The organism is Roseovarius sp. ZX-A-9 (assembly GCF_028369135.1).
GTDB lineage: Bacteria > Pseudomonadota > Alphaproteobacteria > Rhodobacterales > Rhodobacteraceae > Roseovarius.
Genome location: NZ_JAPWHW010000028.1, coordinates 22,130 through 42,700 on the forward strand (window position 1 = coordinate 22,130; position 20,571 = coordinate 42,700).

Annotated in this window: 17 protein-coding genes and 1 pseudogene; 8 read left to right on the forward strand and 10 right to left on the reverse strand. The window is 60.6% G+C overall.

All coding sequences use genetic code 11. The features are described from left to right. Window position 1: 1 nt before the first annotated feature. From urtC to O3306_RS19985, 4 genes are all read right to left on the reverse strand, one after another. Window positions 2-1,108: an urea ABC transporter permease subunit UrtC gene (urtC, locus tag O3306_RS19970; protein ID WP_272010610.1), complete on the reverse strand. Its 1,107-nt coding sequence runs from the start codon at window positions 1,106-1,108 to the stop codon at window positions 2-4. Window positions 1,109-1,119: 11 nt separating this feature from the next. Then, entirely contained in the window at window positions 1,120-1,989 is an 870-nt protein-coding gene (gene urtB, locus O3306_RS19975) for an urea ABC transporter permease subunit UrtB (RefSeq protein WP_272010612.1), read from the reverse strand. Between the two features lie 87 nt (window positions 1,990-2,076). Further along, window positions 2,077-3,321 (reverse strand): transporter substrate-binding domain-containing protein, encoded by a 1,245-nt coding sequence (locus tag O3306_RS19980; protein ID WP_272010614.1) that lies wholly within the window; start codon window positions 3,319-3,321, stop codon window positions 2,077-2,079. A gap of 300 nt (window positions 3,322-3,621) precedes the next feature. Next, a complete protein-coding gene (locus O3306_RS19985; protein WP_272010616.1) occupies window positions 3,622-4,539 on the reverse strand; it encodes a LysR family transcriptional regulator in 918 nt (305 codons plus the stop codon). Window positions 4,540-4,705: 166 nt separating this feature from the next. Here O3306_RS19985 and xdhA point away from each other — a divergent pair, with 166 nt between their 5' ends. From xdhA to guaD, 5 genes are all read left to right on the forward strand, one after another. Next, on the forward strand, window positions 4,706-6,169 hold the full coding sequence (xdhA, locus tag O3306_RS19990; RefSeq protein ID WP_272010617.1) for a xanthine dehydrogenase small subunit: 1,464 nt from the start codon (window positions 4,706-4,708) through the stop codon (window positions 6,167-6,169). A 14-nt stretch (window positions 6,170-6,183) separates the two neighbouring features. Beyond that, entirely contained in the window at window positions 6,184-8,502 is a 2,319-nt protein-coding gene (xdhB, locus tag O3306_RS19995; RefSeq protein ID WP_272010619.1) for a xanthine dehydrogenase molybdopterin binding subunit, read from the forward strand. Between the two features lie 3 nt (window positions 8,503-8,505). Further along, window positions 8,506-9,456 carry a xanthine dehydrogenase accessory protein XdhC gene (gene xdhC, locus O3306_RS20000; RefSeq protein ID WP_272010621.1) on the forward strand — a complete coding sequence of 317 codons (951 nt, stop codon included), beginning with the start codon at window positions 8,506-8,508 and terminating at the stop codon, window positions 9,454-9,456. Then, window positions 9,431-11,014: a xanthine/uracil/vitamin C permease gene (locus tag O3306_RS20005; RefSeq protein WP_272010623.1), complete on the forward strand. Its 1,584-nt coding sequence runs from the start codon at window positions 9,431-9,433 to the stop codon at window positions 11,012-11,014. The genes xdhC and O3306_RS20005 overlap by 26 nt, the downstream gene beginning before the upstream one ends. Window positions 11,015-11,077: 63 nt before the next feature. Next, window positions 11,078-12,406: a guanine deaminase gene (gene guaD, locus O3306_RS20010; protein ID WP_272010625.1), complete on the forward strand. Its 1,329-nt coding sequence runs from the start codon at window positions 11,078-11,080 to the stop codon at window positions 12,404-12,406. 70 nt (window positions 12,407-12,476) lie between these two features. Here guaD and O3306_RS20015 read toward each other — a convergent pair whose 3' ends face one another. The 3 genes and pseudogenes from O3306_RS20015 to O3306_RS20025 form a co-directional block, all read right to left on the reverse strand. Continuing rightward, window positions 12,477-13,286, reverse strand: a complete 810-nt coding sequence (locus O3306_RS20015; RefSeq protein ID WP_272010627.1) for a VPLPA-CTERM sorting domain-containing protein — start codon at window positions 13,284-13,286, stop codon at window positions 12,477-12,479. Between the two features lie 507 nt (window positions 13,287-13,793). Further along, window positions 13,794-14,119: pseudogene (locus O3306_RS20020) on the reverse strand (transposase); the annotation flags it as partial. A gap of 190 nt (window positions 14,120-14,309) precedes the next feature. Beyond that, window positions 14,310-15,281, reverse strand: coding sequence for a plasmid recombination protein (locus O3306_RS20025; RefSeq protein ID WP_272010628.1), 972 nt, complete (start codon window positions 15,279-15,281; stop codon window positions 14,310-14,312). Window positions 15,282-15,761: 480 nt separating this feature from the next. Between O3306_RS20025 and O3306_RS20030 the strand changes: the two genes are divergently transcribed. The 3 genes from O3306_RS20030 to O3306_RS20040 all read left to right on the forward strand — a co-directional run bounded on the left by O3306_RS20030 (window position 15,762) and on the right by O3306_RS20040 (window position 17,839). After that, window positions 15,762-16,145 carry a hypothetical protein gene (locus O3306_RS20030; RefSeq protein WP_272010631.1) on the forward strand — a complete coding sequence of 128 codons (384 nt, stop codon included), beginning with the start codon at window positions 15,762-15,764 and terminating at the stop codon, window positions 16,143-16,145. Window positions 16,146-16,284: 139 nt separating this feature from the next. Further along, window positions 16,285-16,536 (forward strand): helix-turn-helix domain-containing protein, encoded by a 252-nt coding sequence (locus O3306_RS20035; RefSeq protein ID WP_272010633.1) that lies wholly within the window; start codon window positions 16,285-16,287, stop codon window positions 16,534-16,536. Window position 16,537: 1 nt separating this feature from the next. Then, window positions 16,538-17,839 (forward strand): type II toxin-antitoxin system HipA family toxin, encoded by a 1,302-nt coding sequence (locus tag O3306_RS20040; RefSeq protein WP_272010635.1) that lies wholly within the window; start codon window positions 16,538-16,540, stop codon window positions 17,837-17,839. Between the two features lie 73 nt (window positions 17,840-17,912). On the opposite strand, the gene O3306_RS20045 is transcribed toward O3306_RS20040, so the two are convergent. The 3 genes from O3306_RS20045 to istA form a co-directional block, all read right to left on the reverse strand. Next, complete coding sequence (locus O3306_RS20045) at window positions 17,913-18,572, reverse strand: DUF6880 family protein (RefSeq protein WP_272010636.1); 660 nt, start codon at window positions 18,570-18,572, stop codon at window positions 17,913-17,915. A gap of 102 nt (window positions 18,573-18,674) precedes the next feature. Next, window positions 18,675-19,457 carry an IS21-like element helper ATPase IstB gene (istB, locus tag O3306_RS20050; protein ID WP_272010638.1) on the reverse strand — a complete coding sequence of 261 codons (783 nt, stop codon included), beginning with the start codon at window positions 19,455-19,457 and terminating at the stop codon, window positions 18,675-18,677. Between the two features lie 19 nt (window positions 19,458-19,476). Beyond that, window positions 19,477-20,571 (reverse strand): IS21 family transposase (gene istA, locus O3306_RS20055; RefSeq protein ID WP_272010640.1); only part of this gene is annotated, 1,095 nt, incomplete at its 5' end.

Sequence of the window (20,571 nt, forward strand, 5' to 3'; positions counted from 1 at the left end):
ATCAGCTCTCCTGCTTTGTGTTGAGGGGGGTGTCGAAAGACGGGGTTTCCGCGAATTCCTCGCTGCCGCCCCTGCGGCGCAGCGCCCGGCCCGCATCGACGATGACGCCGTAGATCCCGCGCGGCATGAACATGACCACCGCCACGAACAATACGCCCAGCATCATGTGCCAGCCTTCGACAAAGACATCCGACAGCCGACCTTCAGCCAGATTGACTAGGATCGCCCCCATCGCTGCGGCCAGCACGGATTCGCGCCCGCCCACGGCACACCAGATCACGATCGCCAGGCTGAACGACACGCTCATGTAAGTGGGCGATGCGAACTCCAGCACCAGCGCATAGAGCATGCCCGCCAGCCCCGCGAGACCCGCGGAAATGCAGAAGATCAGAGTCTGATAGTTCGCGACGTTATAGCCAAAGTACCGTGTGCGCTCGGCATCTTCGCGGATGGCCCGCAGGACCAGCCCGAACTTGCTGTGCGTCAGGTAGAGGCCAAAGATCAGCGCCGCCATCAGGCAGCCGCCCACCAGATAGTAGAAGGACGTGGCATAGATATCGACGGTCCAGCCGAACAGTTCCAGCTGCGCCAGCCCGGTCAGCCCGTTCTGCCCGCCGGTAAAGCCCTGCTGCTCGATCACCAGCAACTGGAACGCTACCAGAAAGGCCAGGGTGATCACCGCGACGAACACGCCCGCGATCCGCGCCCGGAACATGAAGGTGGCAATCAACCCGCCCACCGCCGCCGGGATCAGCAGCCCCGCCAGCAAGGTGAAGGTCAGCGAATTGAACGGCACCCAGAGCGCAGGCAGCGCCTCGACATTGTTCCAGCCCATGAAGTCAGGCAGGTTGTCGCCGCTTGCCTTCAGTTTGAGGTGCATCGCCATGGCATATGACCCCATGCCAAAGGTCGCAGCCTGCCCGAGGTTCAGCAAACCTGCGGTCCCCCACGACAGCGCCAGCGCCATCGACACGATCGCCAGGCTGAGATAGCGCGCGAAGGTGTTGAGCTCGAACCCGTCGTAGCTGAAGAAAGCGGGTACGCCGAACAGGATCACCGCGCCAAAGAGGCCAAGGCCGATGATGTCATATGAAAGTTTGGAGTTCATCACAGGGCTCCTCAGCGGCGTGTGTCAGCAGGGAAAAGGCCGCGAGGCCGGAAACGGATCAGCAGGATGATCCCCGCGAGGACGGCAATCCGGCCCAGCGTGTCATTGATCACAATCGAGAAGAGCGCCGTGACCTCGCCGATCAGCATCGCTGCCGCGGCAGTGCCCACCAGGCTACCCAAGCCGCCCACGATCACCACGAGGAACGCATCCACCACCAGGCCGGTGCCCATCGTCGGGATGGTACTGAAGAGCGGCGTGATCAGTGCGCCAGCGATACCCGCGAGTCCCGCACCATAGGCGAACGTCAGCGAATAAACCTTCTTGGCCTCGACCCCGTAGCATTCGGAAATGCCCCGGTTCTGGATGACCGCGCGCAGCTTCATTCCGAATTCGGTGCGCGTCATCAGCAGCCAGGTGCCGGTCACGATCATGATAGAAAGGAAAATGACGAAAATACGGTAGTTCGACATCACGAGGGCGCCGATCTCGATATTGCCCGACAGCCACTCTGGCCCCTTCACGAACTTCGATTCCGCGCCGATGCCCATCCGGACAGCCTGTTGCAGAATGATGCCGATGCCCCATGTCGCCAGGATCGTATCGAGCGGTCGCGTGTAAAGTCGCTGCACGATGACCTTCTCGATGACCCAGCCAACGACCGCGACCGCCAGAAAGACCAGCGGCAGCGCCGTGACCACGCCCAGCCCCAGATGTGTCTGAAGCGCCCAGGTGGCATAGGCCCCGAGCATCACGAATTCGCCATGCGCCAAATTGATCACGCCCATCGTGCCATAGATGATGGCCAGCCCCAGAGCGATGATCAGCAGGATCGAGGCAAAGCTCAGCCCGGCAAATATCTGGTTCAAGACTACGTCCATAGGACAGTCTCCTCCGTTGGTCCGGCTCGGGGATCGAGCCGGACATTGTTGGTTTTTCAGATTTTCAGTGTTCGAGTGGCCGGGCGGTCAGGACTTGACCAAACCAGCCCCGGTGCATTCCTGCCCCGGATAGGCCGCGTAGGGTTTCGGCGCGACCCGCTCTTCGGACTGCACGATGACCTTGGCCTGACCGTCCGATTGCCACTGGCCAATCTTGGGCCACAGATGCGTATGCAAGTTCGCATCAATCAGGATTTCGCCCTGTGGTGCCGTCATTGTCATCCCGACAGCGGCATCGCGGATACCCGTCGGCGTGATGTTTGACGGATCAAGTTTCTCCAGCGCAGCCTTGAACTGATACACTTGGAAATACGCCGCTTCGCTGACAAAGTGCGTCACCTCATCGGCCCCAAAGCGCGATTTGTAGGCCTCGACAAACTTTTCGTTTTCAGCCGATTCATGCCCCATGAAATAGGGTGCGGACGAGAAGTGACCCGCCGCCGCTTCACCGCCGATGGCTTTCACCTCGACCTCAGAGCGCGTCAGGCTGCAAACGGGCAGTTTCGCCGGGTCCAACTCTGCCGCGTGATACTGGCGGGCAAAGGCAACATCCGAGTCCCCCACGAGGGTCGAGAAGATCACATCCGGCTCTTCGGCCCGGATACGGTTGATGACCGAACTGAAATCGGAATGGCCCATCGGCACATATTCTTCGTGCACCACCTCGCCATCGAGGACTTTCAGCAATGTCTTGCAGTAGTTGTTCTCTTCTTTCGGATAGACGTAGTTATTGCCGACCATGTAGAAGCGCGAACCGAAATTCTCTGCCAGCCAGGGGATCAGGATATCCTGCTGCTGATTGGCCAGCGCGCCGCCATACATGATGTTGCGCGAGCATTCACGCCCTTCATACAGCGTCGGGTACCAATAAAGGTTGTTGCGCTGCTCTGCGATCGGCAGAACCGCCTGCCGGCTGGACGAGGTGTAAGAGCCGAAAACGCTGACGCATTTGTCGCGGATCATCAGACGCCGCGCCCGGTCGGCATAGGTCGCCGGATCGGATGCCGGATCTTCGATGATCGGGCGCAGTTGCTTGCCATGCACGCCGCCTGCCGCGTTGATCTCCTCAATCGCCATGAGCGCCGCATCATGCAGCGTGTGTTCCACCACAGCCACGGCACCCGTCAGCGAGAACAGCAATCCCACCGGAATATCGTCTCCCGCCGCATAGGCGCGTCCGACGCTGCTCAGCAATGCAGGGGCAGACAAACCGCCCGCCATCCCCAATGTACCGACAGCCCCGGCACGTCCCAGAAATTCACGTCTTTTCATAATTTCACTCCCCTTTTTTTCCACGAACTCTTGTCGCCAAAGCACAAAAAAAAGGCCCTCGACCACAGCTTGCGCTGCGATTGAGAGCCATCTTGCTCGTAATTTTTTTCGAGCTCGCAATTGAACTCGGTTTTATGTTTCTCCGAATGTCGATTCCATGCAACAAAATTATTTCATTGCATAACAGCCGGTTACAAAGTTTCTCGCGCGCCGCGCTGCAGCATCTCGACAAATGTGATCCCGGGCACGCAATCCATTGGCGCGGTCACGCCGGGCATGCCTGATTTTGGCGGCATTTTCTTACCGGCCGCTCGCAAGACCGAATGTCGCGCCGCATTGCCGAACCATGAAATCGACAAAGCATTTCACCTTGGGATCCTGCAGTTTTCGGTGCGGATAGAGGCAGCCAAACATCGTCGCGAGGGGCGGTGTGTCGGCCAGAATTTCGACCAGGGCACCGCTGCGCAGGTGGTCGGCCACGTCAAAGCGCGGCTTGTTGACGATCCCGTGCCCGGCCAGCGCCCAGTCGGTCAAAACGTCGCCGTCATCGGCGTCGTATTTGCCAACCACCTCCAGTTTGCGCGCGCCATCCGAGGTGCGCAGCGTCCAGAAATACTCGGGCGAACGGGGGTATCGCAGCAACAGGCAATTATGCGCGCCCGCCAATAGGTCATCCGGCGTAGCCGGGGTGCCGTGGCGTTCCAGATATTCCGGCGCGGCACACAAGACACGCGCGCAATCTGCAATCTTGCGCATTTTCAGGTTCGAGTCCCCCGGCGTGCCGACAAAGAATGCCATGTCGAGCCCTTCGGCAAGGATATCGACCTTGCGATCCGACAGCCGCATCCTGACCTCGGTTCCCGGATATTTCTCGACAAAGAGCGGCACCAATGGCGCGATTATGCGGCGCCCGACTCCAAGCGGGGCCGTGACCCGAATGACCCCGCGCGGGGTTTCGGAAAAGGTCGCGACGGTCGCCTCGGCATCGTCGATCGCCGCAAGCACTTTTTTTGCCTCTTCGTAGAACACGGTCCCGACCCCGGTGGGTGTCAGCGACCGGGTCGTGCGATTGAACAGACGCACGCCCAGGTGTTTTTCCAGTTCCTTGATTCGCTTGCTCGCAACCGCCGGTGTCAGGCGCAGATCGCGCCCGCCCGAGGTGATGCTCCCCAATTCGATCACACGGGCAAAGACGCGCAGGCTCTCGACATATGGCATGACAATATCCTAAGAGTTTGATCATAAAGGAAGATGCCGTTTCCCCATAATAGCATTTTCAACGATCCGTTGAAAGTATTTTCCGTATGCGGTGCTTTTTCGGCCCAATAGCCTGCGCTACGGTTTTCTGGATCAGATTGTGATCCGACCTGTTGAAGGGGACCAGATGCAACACCGTGATGAGATTCGCTTCATTCTGAATGGCCGCGATGTGGCGCTCAAGGACGTCGGTGCCTCGCAGACACTTCTGGATTTCCTCCGGCTGGACCGGCGCCTGACCGGCACCAAGGAAGGCTGCGCCGAGGGCGATTGCGGCGCCTGCACGGTTCTGGTCGGACGCCTGCATGACGGCACCCTGGAATACGAGCCGATCAATGCCTGCATCCGCTTTCTTGCCTCATTGGACGGCTGTCACGTGGTCACCGTGGAATATCTCTCGGGCCCGGACGGCGCATTGCATCCGGTGCAGCACGCGATGGTCGCGCATCACGGCAGCCAATGCGGCTTTTGCACGCCGGGCTTTGTCATGTCGCTCTATGCGCTCTGGATGGAGATCCCCCAGCCAACCGAGCGGCAGATTGAAACCGCCGTGCAGGGCAACCTGTGCCGCTGCACCGGGTATGAGCCGATCATCAAGGCAGCCCTTGCCGTCAACCAATATGGCAGCCCTGCCGCCGATCACCTGAACACCGAACGCAGCGCGGTCACCGCCCGCCTGCGCGCGCTGCGTGACACCCGGCGCGTGGTCACCGGACCGGCCGACAACCGGGCAATCCTGCCGGCGGATGTCGACGATCTGGCAGCCGTTCTGACAGAGCACCCCGGCGCCACGATCATCGCCGGGGCCACCGATGTGGGCCTCTGGGTCACCAAGTTTCTGCGCCCCATCAGCCCGGCGGTCTTTGTCGGGCATCTGGATGGCCTGAAATCCATCACCCTCACCGACGATGCGCTGGAGATCGGCGCGGGCGTCACCTATTCGGAAAGCCAGGACATGCTGTCCACGGCTTTCCCCCATCTCGTGAACTACTGGGACCGCATCGCCGGCTGGCAGGTCCGCAACATGGGCACCATCGGCGGCAATGTCGCCAACGGGTCGCCGATCGGCGACACGCCTCCTGTCCTTATTGCCCTCAATGCCGAAGTCACCCTGCGCCGCGGTGACGCGACACGCACCCTGCCCTTGCAGGATTTCTTCATCGACTACGGCAAGCAGGACCGCGAAGCGGGCGATTTCGTGCTGGGCCTGCGGGTTCCGCGCCCCCGCCCCGGCCAGCTTGATGCCGCCTACAAGATCTCCAAGCGCCGGGACGAGGATATCTCGTCGGTCGCGGTTGGCATCAGCGTCGAAGTGGCAGACGGGATAATCACCGATTGCCGCATCGCCTTTGGCGGCATGGCCGCCACGCCGAAACGCGGCGCACAGGCAGAGGCGGCGCTGCGCGGCCAGCCTTGGGGTGCTGCCGCGTTCGAGGCCGCCGCCGCTGCCCTGTCGCAGGATTTCTCACCGCTCACCGATTGGCGCGCGTCCAAAGAATACCGCATGACCTCCGCTCGCAACCTGCTGCGCCGGTTCTTCCTGGAACATGACGCGGCGACCACTCACCCCGTGCAACTGGCGACCGCGTAAGGAAAGGGATTGTTATGAAAGACAACCTCACCATCACCGGCGGCGTCCACACCGATCGCCAGCATGACAGCGCCATCAAGCATGTCACCGGACGGGCCGAGTATTGCGACGACATCCCCGAACTGGCGGGCACGCTGCACGCCTATCTGGGGGTATCGGACGTGGCCCATGCGCGGATCATCGGCATGGACCTCAGCGCGGTCGAGGCCGCCCCCGGCGTGATCGGCGTGCTGACCGCCGATGACATTCCCGGCGCCAACGATATCAGCCCCACGGGCCTGAATGACGAACCGGTGTTTCCCACCGACAAGATCGAATTTCACGGCCAGCCGCTCTTTGCCGTCGTGGCCGAAACCCGCGACGCCGCCCGGCGCGCCGCCGAACTGGCGGTGGTGGAATACGAGACGCGGCCGCACGCGCTGGACCCGATCGCGGCACAAAATGCCAGCTACCCACATGTCACCGCCCCGCTCAAGCTGGAGCGCGGCGATGTCGCACCCGCGCTGGCCGCCGCCGCGCACCGCATCAAGGGCCGGATCACCGTCGGCGGGCAGGACCACATGTATCTTGAAGGCCAGATCGCCTTTGCCGTCCCCGGCGAAGATGACGACCTTGTCGTGCATTGCTCGACCCAGCACCCGTCCGAGGCGCAGCACATGGTCGCGCATGTCATGGGCATCCCTTCCAACGCGGTAACGGTGAACGTGCGCCGGATGGGCGGCGGGTTCGGCGGCAAGGAAAGCCAGATGAACCTGTTCTGCGCCGTCGCCGCAATCGCCGCCAGAAAGTGGAACCGCGCCGTCAAGATCCGCCCAGACCGCGATCAGGACATGACCGCCACCGGCAAGCGGCATGATTTCGTCATCGACTACGATGTGGCGTTTGACGACGCCGGGCGCATTCAGGCGGTCGATGGTGTGTTCGCGGCCCGCTGCGGGTTCTCCTCTGACCTGTCGGGCCCGGTGACGGACCGGGCGCTGTTTCACGCCGATAACGCCTATTTCTACCCGAATGCGCGCCTCGTCAGCCACCCGATGAAGACCAACACCGTATCCAACACCGCCTTTCGCGGCTTTGGCGGCCCTCAGGGCGTCATCGCCGCCGAGCGGATGATCGAAGAGATCGCCTACGCCACCGACCAAGACCCATTGGACGTGCGCAAGGCCAATTTCTACGGCGGCGAAGGGCGCAACCTGACACCCTATCATCAGGAGGTCAGCGACAACATCATGGGCCGCCTGATGGACGAACTGGAGTCCACCTCCGAGTATCGCGCGCGGCGCAAGGCCATCGAGGAATTCAACGCCACCTCACCCATCATCAAGAAGGGCATCGCGCTGACGCCGGTCAAGTTCGGCATTTCCTTCACTGCGACATGGTACAATCAGGCCGGCGCGCTGATCCACGTCTACAATGACGGCTCGATCCACCTCAACCACGGCGGCACCGAAATGGGCCAGGGGCTGAACACCAAGGTATCGCAGGTCGTGGCGGACGCGTTCCAGGTGGATTTCGAGCGGATCAAGATCACCAAGACCACGACCGAGAAAGTTCCCAACACCTCCGCCACCGCCGCCTCTTCGGGCACCGACCTCAACGGCATGGCCGCCCTGAACGCCGCCGAGCAGATCAAGGCACGGCTGGTCGATTTCGCCGCCGCCCACTGGAATGTCGGCAAGGAGCAGGTCACCTTCCTCGCCAACGAGGTGCATATCGGTGACGAGCGCCTGCCCTTCGATGCCTTCATCAAGCAGGCCTATCTGGCGCGCGTGCATCTGTCGGCGGCAGGCTTTTACAAGACGCCCGATATTCACTGGGACCGCGCCGCGGGCAAGGGCCGCCCGTTCTACTACTATGCCTATGGCGCGGCCTGTTCCGAGGTGTCTGTAGACACGCTGACCGGCGAATACCGGGTGGAGCGCACGGATATCCTGCATGATGTCGGTCGCTCGCTGAACCCGGCACTGGACAGAGGCCAGGTCGAAGGCGCATTCATTCAGGGCATGGGCTGGCTGACCACCGAAGAGCTATGGTGGGACGATGCCGGGCGCCTGCGCACCCATGCGCCGTCCACCTACAAGATCCCGCTGGCATCGGACCGGCCGCGCATCTTCAACGTGAAACTGGCCGATTGGTCGGAAAACCGCGAAATGACCATCAAGCGGTCCAAGGCCGTGGGCGAGCCGCCCTTCATGCTGGGCATCTCGGTGCTCGAAGCGCTGTCGATGGCCGTCGCCAGCGTCGCAGACTATCGCACCTGTCCCCGGCTCGACACGCCCGCCACGCCAGAGCGTGTTCTGATGGCCGTGGAGCGGCTCCGGGCCGAGGGCTAAGCGATGACGGGCGTCGATCATTCCCTGAAAGAGTTCCTCGCGGCGCATGAGAGCGTCGTGCAGGTGGTGCTGACCGATGTGCAGGGCTCATCCCCGCGCAACACCGGAACGCAGATGTTTGTCGCGCCCGGCGCGCTTCACCGCACCATCGGCGGCGGACAACTGGAATTCATGGTGATCACCCACGCCCGCGCCATGCTGGATCAAGACACCCGGAGCGACACGCTCGATATCCCGCTTGGCCCCGAGATCGGCCAATGCTGCGGCGGGCGCGTCCAGATCACCCTGACCCGCATGACGGCGCAGACCAAACAGACCGCCCTCACGCAGGAAGCACAGGCCAAGGCCGCCCGCCCTCATGTCTATGTCATGGGGGCCGGTCATGTCGGGCGCGCGCTTACAGCACAGCTGCAGCACCTGCCCGTCCATTGCATCCTGATCGACACCCGCGCGGATGAGCTGGCGCAATGCACCGCACAGGTGGAAACCCGCCTCAGCGCGATCCCCGAACACGAGATCAGGACCGCCCCCGCAGGTAGCGCATTCGTCGTGCTGACCCATGATCACGCTCTGGATTTCCTCCTCACCTCCGAGGCGCTTGCCCGCGGAGATGCGGCCTATGTCGGCATGATCGGCTCGGCCACCAAGCGCGCGAAATTCGCCCGCTGGTGCCGGACAGAGTGCGACGGCCTGACGACCCAAGATCTTATCTGCCCCATCGGGGCAAGCGGTAGCCGCGACAAGCGGCCCAGCGTGATTGCGGCCTTCGTCGCTGCCGAAATCATCGCTGATCTGACCTCTGAACCTGCCGCAAACGCTCTGCAAAAGGGCTTTGGCTTGCAAATGCGCAAGCAAACAACCGGGCCAAAGCCGGATGGCACATCCACGCCATTACCGCGCGCGCGTCCAACAGGAGGAGGGACTAACAATGACCGACCGGAGCTATACCTATAAGCTTTTTTCAAGAAACGATTTCAGCGCCTTCTGGGCACTCTTCACAGACAACCTGATCAACCTGATCGTGCTGGCAGGTGTGTGCCAGTTCGTCTTCAACATGCCCGCCGAAATCGTATTCGGGCGCATCCTGCCCGGCGCGGCAGTGGCAATCATGGCCGGCATCGCCGTCTATACATGGCTCGCCAAACGCGTGGCCGAAAAAGAGGGCCGCGACGTGACGGCCCTGCCCTACGGCATCTCTACCCCGGTGATGTTCGTCTATCTCTTTGGCGTGATCGGCCCGATCTACTGGTCAACGCAAGACGCCATGCTGGCATGGCAGGTCGGCATTGGTGCCGGCTTCATGGGCGGCATCGTCGCGGCGCTTGGTGCCATCGTCGGGCCAATGCTCAAGCGGGTGACACCGCGCGCGGGCATGTTGGGCACGCTCTGCGGCATCGCGCTGGTCTTCATCGGCACCGTGCCGCTGGCCACCGTGTTCGAAGACCCGATCATCGGTTTCGCATCGATGATCATCATCCTCTGGGGGCTGGTGGGCCGGTTCCGCCTGCCCTTCAACATTCCCGCCGGTCTGCTGGCACTAATCGTCGGCACCGTCGTGGCCTTGATCATCGGCAAGGCGTCGATCAGTTTTGAAGGGGTCGGTTTCTACCCGCCCGTGCCCTATTTCGGTGACCTGATCGCCGGCATCCAGCATCTCTTTGCCAACCCCGAGCTGTTCCTAGTCCTCGTGCCGGTGCAGATCTACAACTTCATCGAAACCATGAACAACGTCGAAAGCGCCGAGGCCGTGGGCGACCATTACCCCGTCGCCACCTGCCAGGTGACCGACGGTGTCGGCACCATGATCGGCGCGGTCTTCGGCTCGCCCTTCCCGACAACTGCCTATATCGGCCACCCTGCCTACAAACGCATGGGCGCGCGGTCGGGCTATATCATCGGCGTGGGCGTGGTCATCCCGCTGGCGGCGTTCTTCGGGCTGCTGGCGTTCCTCAACAACCTGATCCCGGTGGCAGCCGCCGCCCCGGTTCTGGTCTTCGTGGCACTCAGCCTGATCACCAACACGGCCGCCTGCGTCAAGCCCGAGCATATGGCCGCCGTGACCATCGCCATGATGCCGCATATATCGGCCTTCCTGCTGATCAAGTGGGGCTCGATGCTGAACGCGCTCGGGGCCACCGGCGTCGAAGGCCTGCCACGTCTGGGTGACGAGGCGCTGACCGCCGCCCTGCTACAACAAGGCGCGCATTTCGAGGGCCATCTGGCGCTCAGCCAGGGAGCCATCCTGACCGGCCTGATCTGGGGCGCCATCGTCGCCAGCGTGATCGACGGACGGTTCCGCAACGCCGGCGGGTTCGCCATCGCGGCCTTTGTCATGTCGCTGATCGGCATCATCCATTCCGCCAGCCTGCACATGCCGGTCTTCAGCGGCGTTAGCCTTGGCTACCTGATCGCGGGCGTGTTCCTCTTCGTTTACCCGGCCTTCCACAAGGACGGCGCAGTGCTGAACGAAACGATGGCGGCGGACGAACCGCTGGCCACGCCGGGCGAATAACACACCTCCCGGCAGGGGCCGGTCTGATCCAGCCCCTGCCGCATTTTCAAAGGCACCAGAACAATGACCACCCAACACCTGCTCTTGCGCGGGCGCATCCTGACGTTCACCGCAGAACCCTCCGGCCCCGACGACACCCACGCCTACCACTATGTCGAAGATGGCGCATTGTTGATCGCGGACGGGATCATCATCGCATCGGGCAGCTACGCGACGGTCGCCCCCCAGGCCACGGCCCCCGAGATCGTCGATCACCGCCCCAATATCCTGATGGCCGGTTTCATCGACACGCATATCCACTTTCCGCAGGTACAGGTGATCGCCTCCTGGGGGGCGCAACTGCTCGACTGGCTGAACAGCTACACATTCCCCGAGGAAACCCGGTTTGCCGACCCCGACCACAGCGCGGCAATGGCCAGCCGTTTCTATGACCAGCTGATCGACCACGGCACGACAACCGCCGTCGCCTATTGCTCGGTGCACAAAACCTCTGCCGAGGCCTATTTTGCCGAGGGCCAGCGGCGCAACATGCGGATGATCGGCGGCAAGGTGATGATGGATCGCAACGCCCCCGATGGCCTGCGCGACACCGCCCAGAGCAGCTATGACGACACCAAGGCGCTGATCGACGCATGGCACGGCACGGGCCGCGCGCAATACGCAATCACCCCGCGCTTCGCGATCACCTCGACGCCGGAACAGCTGGAAATGGCCGGCGCGCTGGCCGCCCAACACCCCGATTGCTACGTGCAGACCCACCTGTCGGAAAACCGCGACGAGATCGCCTACACCGCCACGCTCTACCCGCAGGCGCGAGATTATCTCGATGTGTATCAGTCCCACGGCCTGCTGGGCCCAAAGATGCTGCTGGGCCACTCGATCCACCTGCAGCCGCGCGAGATCGACGCGCTGGCCCAGACCGGCGCACATCCGGTGTTCTGCCCCACATCCAATCTCTTTCTGGGCAGCGGCCTGTTTGACGACGCAGGCCTGCGCGCGCGCGGCATCACCAACGCCATCGCCACCGATGTGGGCGCGGGCACCAGTTACTCGATGCTGCAAACCCTCAACGAAGGCTACAAGGTGCTGCAACTGCAAAACCAGCCCCTGCACCCCCTGCGCGCCTTTCACTGGATCACCCGTGGCAATGCCGTCGCCCTGGGCCTTGAGGACAGGATCGGAACGCTCGACGCGGGCACCGAGGCGGATATCGTCGTCCTGAACCCGCGCGCGACAGACGCAATGGCGCTGCGCTGCGACCGGGCCACAGACCTGTTTCAGGAGTTGTTCATCTTGATGATGATGGGCGACGACCGCGCCATCGTGCAGACCTATGCTGCGGGCACGCCGTCAAAGCGGGCCGGCGCGCGAGGCAACCTACAAACCGGCTGATCGCGCGCGTGGTCGGGAATGTTCATGGCACAGGTGCTTGCGCTGCCTTGTGCCATGAACTCTTTCGCGATCAGGTCCGGCGGCGGCGACGCCCCATCAGCCCGAGCCCGGCCATCCCGGCCAGAAGCAAGGGCAGACTGGCGGGCAGCGGCACCGCACTCATGGTTTCAAAATCCCACGTCGTGGTCGTGCCATTGATGGAGAGTGAGATGTTATCGAAATACCCTACCTCGGACGGGTTGTAGCTGCCGATACCAACGCTGACCCCGATCAGGGATGCCTCACCAAAGCCCGCATCGAAGGTCGAGAGCCATTCGTCCAATGTGTTGTTCGGCGGACCGGCAAAGGAAGACCCAATATTGAACATGCCCGTGTTCCACGCCCGGCCCTGGTTCAGATCAATTGTCGTGGTGACCCAGTCGCCCTTTGTCGGGGTGATATAGGAAGTGGGATTCGCTCCCTGGGCGTAGGGCTCGAAAATCAACTGGCCGTACCCGTCGCCGGCGTAACCGGTGTTGACAAACTCCAACTTGACCGAAGGTGCGGCATCGCTTGTTCCTGCGGTGTCATACCATGTGTAGGACAGTTGGAAATCCTTGTTGATAACGTCGCTCACAGAGCCAAAATTCTGGCTGATCCCGATTTCCGCCTTGGCCGCGTTGGTGGCGTCGGTGGTCAGCTTGACCACACCGGTCCCTGCCGGTGCGTTTGCTTCCAGATTGCCGCCAGTACCGCTGACATTGACGATTTCGGCGGTTCCGCCCGGACGCGTATCGTTCTCGTACCACCCCTGCGAACCATCCGTCGCTGTAACAGTTGCCGCATTGGCACCGAACGCCAGACAAATCGCGCCGGTCGTTGCTAAAAATATCTTTTTCACTTCACTTCCCCCACTCTATAAAACCAAAAATGTGTTTTCGATCATGTAGCTTACCTGTTGGTCTCGCCGTCAGGCATTGCACCAACATAATTCAAATGGACTACTGATCGCCCAGACCGTGGACCAACGGACCCTCACCAGTCAAGTACATATACCCGCCTTGCGGGGGCATATGCTCCGTGAGCGTTTGAAGGTGAGTACCGGACGAACCAGCGTATCCGTATCTGCAATGCAGCATCGAGCATTGCCTTTGCTCGGCAAACTCGCTGAACAGGCCTTGGGCGCATCAAGAATGTGCGGCAGGGCCTGTTTGCCATTTGGGCAAGTGTGGTTAGATGGAGCGAGATGTCCGCTTCTATCTTTAAATTTTGTTTTATTGAAAATTGCGCTCATTTTGGCTGTGTTGATAGGGAAAAAAGTGAGGAGATTGCCATGCCCGTCCACCACAGGTGGGTAAATCCCACCGTTCCAGCGGCGTTGTTAGTATTAATTTCGTCAGCAACCGGACACGCTGACCCCATGCACCGCCACCACCTTCATGGCCATCTCTCGTCGATGAGACGGCCTTAAGACTTTTTTCCAAGGGCTTCCTTGAGCAACTCATTCTGCATGCTCATCTCCGCATACATCTTCTTGAGGCGGCGGTTCTGTTCGGCCATGTCCTTCATCTCGGCAATCAAAGATGCGTCCATACCGCCAAACTTAGCCCACCATTTGTAAAAGCTGGCACTGCTCACCCCATGCTCGCGGCACAGCTCAGAGACCGGCACGCCGCCCTCCGCCTGCTTCAAGACAGCCATGATCTGCGCGTCGCTAAATCGTCCGTTCTTCATCGTAAATCTCGTCAGATACCTTGCCGAGAAAATTCTACTTTTGAACACCACTAATTTTAGGGGGGATTACCCTTGGTGGTTACGATGCGCCAGAAACCCTCTCTTATCAAATCACCCTAAACTGGCCCATTGGCGCTGACGTCAGGCAACTCGCTCGGAGTTCACCAACGGAAATGCTAAAGCAGGCGCCTCACATGCGCATGCCGCGGGCGTTGGTTTCTACATAGTTATCGACTTTTTCAGTGAACCTCTCAGCCTTTTTAATATTATTATCGATCATTCTCAGCTCCTCTTTGGTCACGTCGATAACCTTGCGGATGTCCTCTTTTTCCTTCGATCTGAGCGATGACCGATTGATCTCTTTCTCTATGATCTTGACCATGCGGCGCATAGCGTCTCGATCAGCTGACATCTGCCCATGAAGCTCATCAAAATTATCAAGAGCCCCCTTCATTACTTTGAGAGCTTTGACTGCTCTACGGCCGTATTCGCGGGCACCAGTGGCCAGTTTGTTCATCCAAGTCTTCCACTCCCTCGGCCGCCGGCCCGGCGTGCCGTAGTTTACCGATAGTGGTGCCAGCTTCGTGACCAAGCTCCTGCGCATGTCCTCAAAGCTGTCGTCATAGCGATATTTGGAGCTCGACCAGCCCACAGCTCTGTCTCCCGGAGCATTGCGAGCTGCTTCCCGGCGAGCTTCGAATTGCTCTTCGGTCTCGTTCTTCTTGCGGCGACCTGGCAGGCGCTTCTTCTTCTCGTATGTCGGCGCCACCACCGCATGGATATGCGGTGTCGTCTCATCGAGATGCAGATCCGCAAGGACCAGGTCGTCGCCGAACTGCTCTTGCAGCCACTGCATCGCAAGTTCGTTGAAGCGATCTGCATTCGCTGGATCCGCTTTGTAGAAAGAGGGAGATAGCCCTAACACAAGCGTAAGGTATGGCGTCGAGGCTTGTTTGGCAGGTTTCTTAGATTTCGTGCGCTTGAACCATGCAGCCAGCTCTTCGTCTACAGATCCGCTGCCACCATGCAGGCGTCTATTCAGATGCGATCTGGCCGGATCGATCTGGCTCTTCCCGAGAGCTGATCGATTCTGGCAGTGGTTGCTGAGAGCGCGGACGTCCTGGCGGCTGGCTGTTCTTATGTTGAAAACGAGTTCTGTCATGCAGACGATATGCGCGAGATCGTGCAAGCCAGGTTAAGTTCGTGAGCGAAGTTTCATTGCCCATAATGAGACTTCGGCCCCTCCCGCTACGCGGGCCCCTCCGAAGTCCCCTGATGGGTGGGGGCTACGCCCCTCAACCCCAAGCCGTCGTGGCGGCTTGGCACTCATCAATATCGACGATCCCAATGGCTACCTGATGGTCTCGTTATCGCCGATGCCAACGACATCGAAAAAGTCCGGCCGGTTTCATCGTTCTGGAACGCGTGGCCGCACTTGAACCCACGGCAGAGCCCGACATTCAGACGGGGGTCACTGTGAACCCCGTCCAGCCTGCCCCCGGTACGGGGTCCACGGTGAACGGGGTACGGGGTACGGGGTTCACGGTGGACCCCAAACCATCCTAAAACCATCCATAAACCACCTACGCGCAGGCGCGAGGCGGCGGAGGAGGTTGAAGATCTTGAATCTGAGAAAATCTTGGTGGCCTATCCCGAGGACAGGGTCCGAGACCGGCGAACTAGTCTGCGCCTGACCGCTTCGGCCCTAAAGGCCGGGGTGAAGCCCGATGATCTGAAGCAGGCGGTCAAAGCTTATGCCAAGGAAAGCGAGGGCTATACGCGCAGCAAGGTCTGTTTCTCGGACAACTGGCTCAAGATGCGCCGATGGGAAAAGCGACTGGCCCAGATCCAGGTCGACCGCGAAAAGGCGCGAGAGGCCGAAGCCAAAGGCCGTGCCAGCCTCGCCGAATGGATCTACGAGCGCCATCCTCTGTGCCGCCATATCACGAACCGGCAGATCGAGGATTTGATCGCTTCAAAGCTGGTGACGCCCGAGCAGGTGCGCGCTGCGGGGTTGCAGGTGTGAGAGCATTGGCGAAGTCTGGGATACAGCTACCAATGCAGCCAATCTTTATGGTGTTCAGATCATATTGCACCCTTATGATTTGGAGATCATATTGACAATTTATGATCCAGGGGTCATACACAGTGGCAGGAGAACCGCCATGAAGCACCTCGTTCGTACATCAAAAAACTTGGGCCACGCAATTCGCCAGGCTCGGAAGGCCAAGAACCTGACCCAGAAGGAACTCGCCGCTATGAGCGGCGTCTGGCAGGAGACAATTTCCAAGATCGAGAACGGCAGCGGGGGCACAAAGCTGGAAACGCTATTCGATTTGATCGCGGCCTTGGACCTCGAAATCACAGTGACCGAGCGCAGCAAAGGCACATCTGACGGGCTTGAGGACATTTTCTGACATGGGCCGCAAGCGCAGCTACACACCGCTGAACGTGTTCCTGAACTCGCGGCTCGTGGGGCAATTAGTACGTGAACCCTCCGGCGGCGTCAGTTTTGCCTATGCACGAGACTGGCTCGAGTGGGAGCACCGGATGCCGGTGTCGCTATCGTTGCCATTGCAGGAGAACCGCTACAGCGGCGCACCTGTGATGGCCGTCTTTGACAACCTGTTGCCCGACAGTGATCTCATTCGCCGAAGGATCGCAGAGCGCGTCGGGGCCGAGGGCGTCGATGCCTTTAGCTTGCTGTCCCAAATCGGGCGGGACTGCATCGGCGCGCTGCAGTTTCTGCCCGACGGGCAAGAGCCCCAACCAATGTCCGAGTTGACTGGAGAACCTGTCGACGAGGCGCAGATCGGGGCCATTTTGAGCGACCTCGATTTAGCGCCGCTGGGTATCCGCCGCGAGAATGACTTCCGAATTTCTGTCGCAGGCGCGCAAGAAAAAACGGCGCTGCTTCGTAAAGATGGCCAGTGGATAGAGCCAACCGGCACGACGCCAACCACGCACATCATCAAGCCGCAAATAGGCAGACTGCCCAACGGTATGGACCTATCCGACAGCGTTGAAAACGAATACGTTTGTCTAAAGCTGATGAAGGGGTTTGGACTTCGGGCAGCGAATGTCGAAATGGCTCAGTTTGGCGACAAGAAAGCCTTGGTGGTTGAGCGTTTTGATCGGCGCTGGACGTCTGATGGCCGCTTGATCCGTCTGCCGCAGGAGGATTGCTGCCAAGCATTGTCTGTTGTGCCTACCCAGAAGTACCAGAACGAGGGCGGCCCAGGGATCTCAGATATCATGGATCTATTGTTGGGAAGTGATGACCCCAACAAAGACCGGTACGATTTTTTCAAAGCGAATGTCCTGTTCTGGTTGCTGGGTGCAACAGACGGCCATGGTAAGAACTTCAGCGTCAGCCTCTTACCTGGCGGTCGCTTTCGCATGACACCGATATACGACATTTTGACGGCGCAGCCGACTGTCGATGCGCGACAGATCGAACGAAAGTACTTCAAACTGTCCATGAATTTCGGCAACTCAAACCACTACAAGGTTTCGAATATCGTTGGTCGGCACGTCGTGGAGACCGGAGTTCAATCCGGCTTGTCCCGCGCACTCGTGCAGGACCTGTTCGAAGAGCTACAGGAGACCTCGCACGCGATCGTTGAGGCCACATTCAATCAGCTGCCAGAGGGTTTTCCAGAGGAGTTACTTTCTTCGATCGATGCTGCTCTGAAGGCTAGGTTGCACCTGTTGAGTTGAAGCTTAACGGCATGGCTGCGCCCAAATATCCGGCGCAAACCATGATCAGACCGCCTTGGATGAGGCTCCCAGTCTACCCAATCCGCCCCCAAAATCCGGATTTTCGGCCATGGCTTTTTCGAAGCTCAGCCATATACGCCTCATGTTCCATGACGCCTTCCGGAAGGAAAGGATCAGCAGCCACGGCCAGCAGGACGAGTTTTTCCAAATACCTCGCCCCATGCCCATATGCCTTGGATCGCGCCGCCTTGAGGATATCGTCTAAAAGCGCGCGATAGAGGATCGTTGCCGCCGCCTGATGCTCATGTTCCAGCGTTTCTGCCGTTTTGGGCAAGCTGTGCCAGAGGACTCCATCCCAATGAGCGTGATGCTGAAGGATGACCTGCGCAGCGAGGTCAAGGCGTGGCCAATCGAGATAAAACCGCAAGGCTAATTCCGGGACCGAATGGGACAGGCCATACTGCAAAGCCCTTGTCTCGGCTTCAATGTCATCAAAGTCAGGTAAGTTTTTCAGATAATCGCGCAGGATCTCGGCGGAAAGTCGGCTTTCAAAGCACTGCCAGCGCAGCGCTTGCGCTGCTGTTTTGTCATCCAATGCTTCTAAAATAGAAGCTTCAATCTGGACCCTACTGGGTGACAGCGCGTCATCCTGACCTTTGACGCGTGATCCAGGTTTGCGCACCCATTCCAGAGCTTCATCGGCGCGACCCGCAGTCAGCAAACGCACAGCCATACTGCGGATTTCGGAAATACCGGACAGCGATTACGCTAATTCCCGGACAGCCGTTTCAGTAATTCCCGGACAGCTCGGGCACGGCTGGTCATCTGCCTGCGATCATGTTTCGGTTCGGATAGTTTCGGTGTTTTCGGCGGAGGTCAAGGTCGCGTTCCGGTCCTTTCTTCGCATGCTGTCCCCCTTGAGTTCGATGCGGTGTGCGTTGTGGACGATCCGGTCGAGGATGGCGTCCGCAATGGTGGGTTCGCCGATCATGGCGTGCCATCCCGAGACGGGCAGCTGGGCGGTGATGATGGTGGATCGCCGCTGATAGCGCTCTTCGAAAAGCTCGAGCAGATCGAGCCGCTGCTGGTCGGTCAGGCCATGCGTGCCCCAGTCATCCAGCACCAGCAGCTGGACGCGGGCCAGCTTGTCGACGAGGCGGGGGAAGCGCCCGTCGAGGCGCGCCATGGCCATGTCCTCGAAGAGCCGCGGCATCCGGACATAGGAGACGGAATGATCCAGACGTGCCGCCTGATGGCCGAAGGCGCAGGCGAGCCAGGTCTTGCCGGTGCCTGTCTGGCCCGTGAGGATGATCTGCTCGCGGGCCTTGATCCAGTCGCCCTGGGCGAGCGACAGGATCTGACGCCGGTCGAGCCCCCGGCTGGTGGCGAAATCGACATCTTCGATGCAGGCGTTGGGAAAGCGCATCTTCGCATTGCGCAACCGGTTGGCGAAGCGCTTGTCGGCGCGGGCCGTGGCTTCGCGGTCGAGCATGAGGCCGAGCCATTCATTGCGCTCAAGAGCCTGACCCGGATCCTGTTCGGCCAGTGCCTTCCAGGCGTCTGCCATGCCTGTCAGGCCGAGCGCGGCCATCTGGTCGAGCGTGGGGTGTGTCAGCATCTGTTTGTCCTTTCTGGGGTTATTGGTAGTAGCCGGGGCCACGGATGTTGTCGTGGACCGGCGTGGCGGTGATGGGGTCTGGCGGGCTGGGCGCCCGATCCAGACCGGTGATCAGGATGGAGCGCACCGATGCATAATTGACGGTGCCGACTGTCAGGGCGCGTTCGCAGGCCGCTTCCAGCCTGTCCGCCCCGAACTGCCGCTGCAGACCGAGCACACCGAGGGCCGAGCGATAGCCCTGTTCGGGATGCGGCCTGTCGCGCATCAGGCGCTCGACGAGCGCGGCGGCGTGATAGCCGGTGCGGGCGGCCCGGGTGATCAGGCTCTCGGGCGTCATGCCGCCGTAGCGCTGATGCGCCTTGGGCATGTGCTCCTTGATGGTGGTATGGCCGCCGCGCTGGCCCCGGCGGTGATGCAGTGCAACCCTCTCATGATTATGGAAGATCTCGATCACGCGGTGGGTGAGCCGGACATCGACCTGACGGCCGATCAGGCGGTGCGGCACCGAATAGAAACCGTGCAGAACCTCGATATGGTAGTCGGGATGTACCTTGGCGCGCTTCCATTCAGCGTACTCAAAGGGCCTATCGGGCAGCGAGCTGAGTGCGGGGCGCTCGATCTCTTCGAACAGCTCCCGCCGCGAGCGCCCGACCCGGCGCATGGTCCGGGCATTGAGATCATCCAGCAGTTCGGCAATGGCGACGTTCAGCGCCGCGATGGAAAAGAACTGCCGGTTGCGCAGGCGGGCCAAAATCCAGCGCTCGACGATCAGCACCGCACCTTCGACCTTGCCCTTGTCGCGCGGCTTACGCGGCCGCGTGGGCAGCACGGTCGTGTCGTAATGCGTGGCCATATCGGAGAATGTCTTGGTCAGCGACGGCTCGAACCAGAGTGGCTTGGCCACGGCGGCCTTGAGATTGTCACACACAATTGCCTTGGGCACCCCGCCGAAGAACTTCAGGGCCCGGACCTGGGCTTCGATCCAGTCCGGCAGCTTCTGGCTGAGGCTGGCCCAGGCGAAGGTGTAATTGGACGCGCCCAGAACCGCGACAAAGATTTGCGCGCGATGCTCAGCACCTGTGCCCGGATCGATCACCGGGATCGTGTGTCCGGC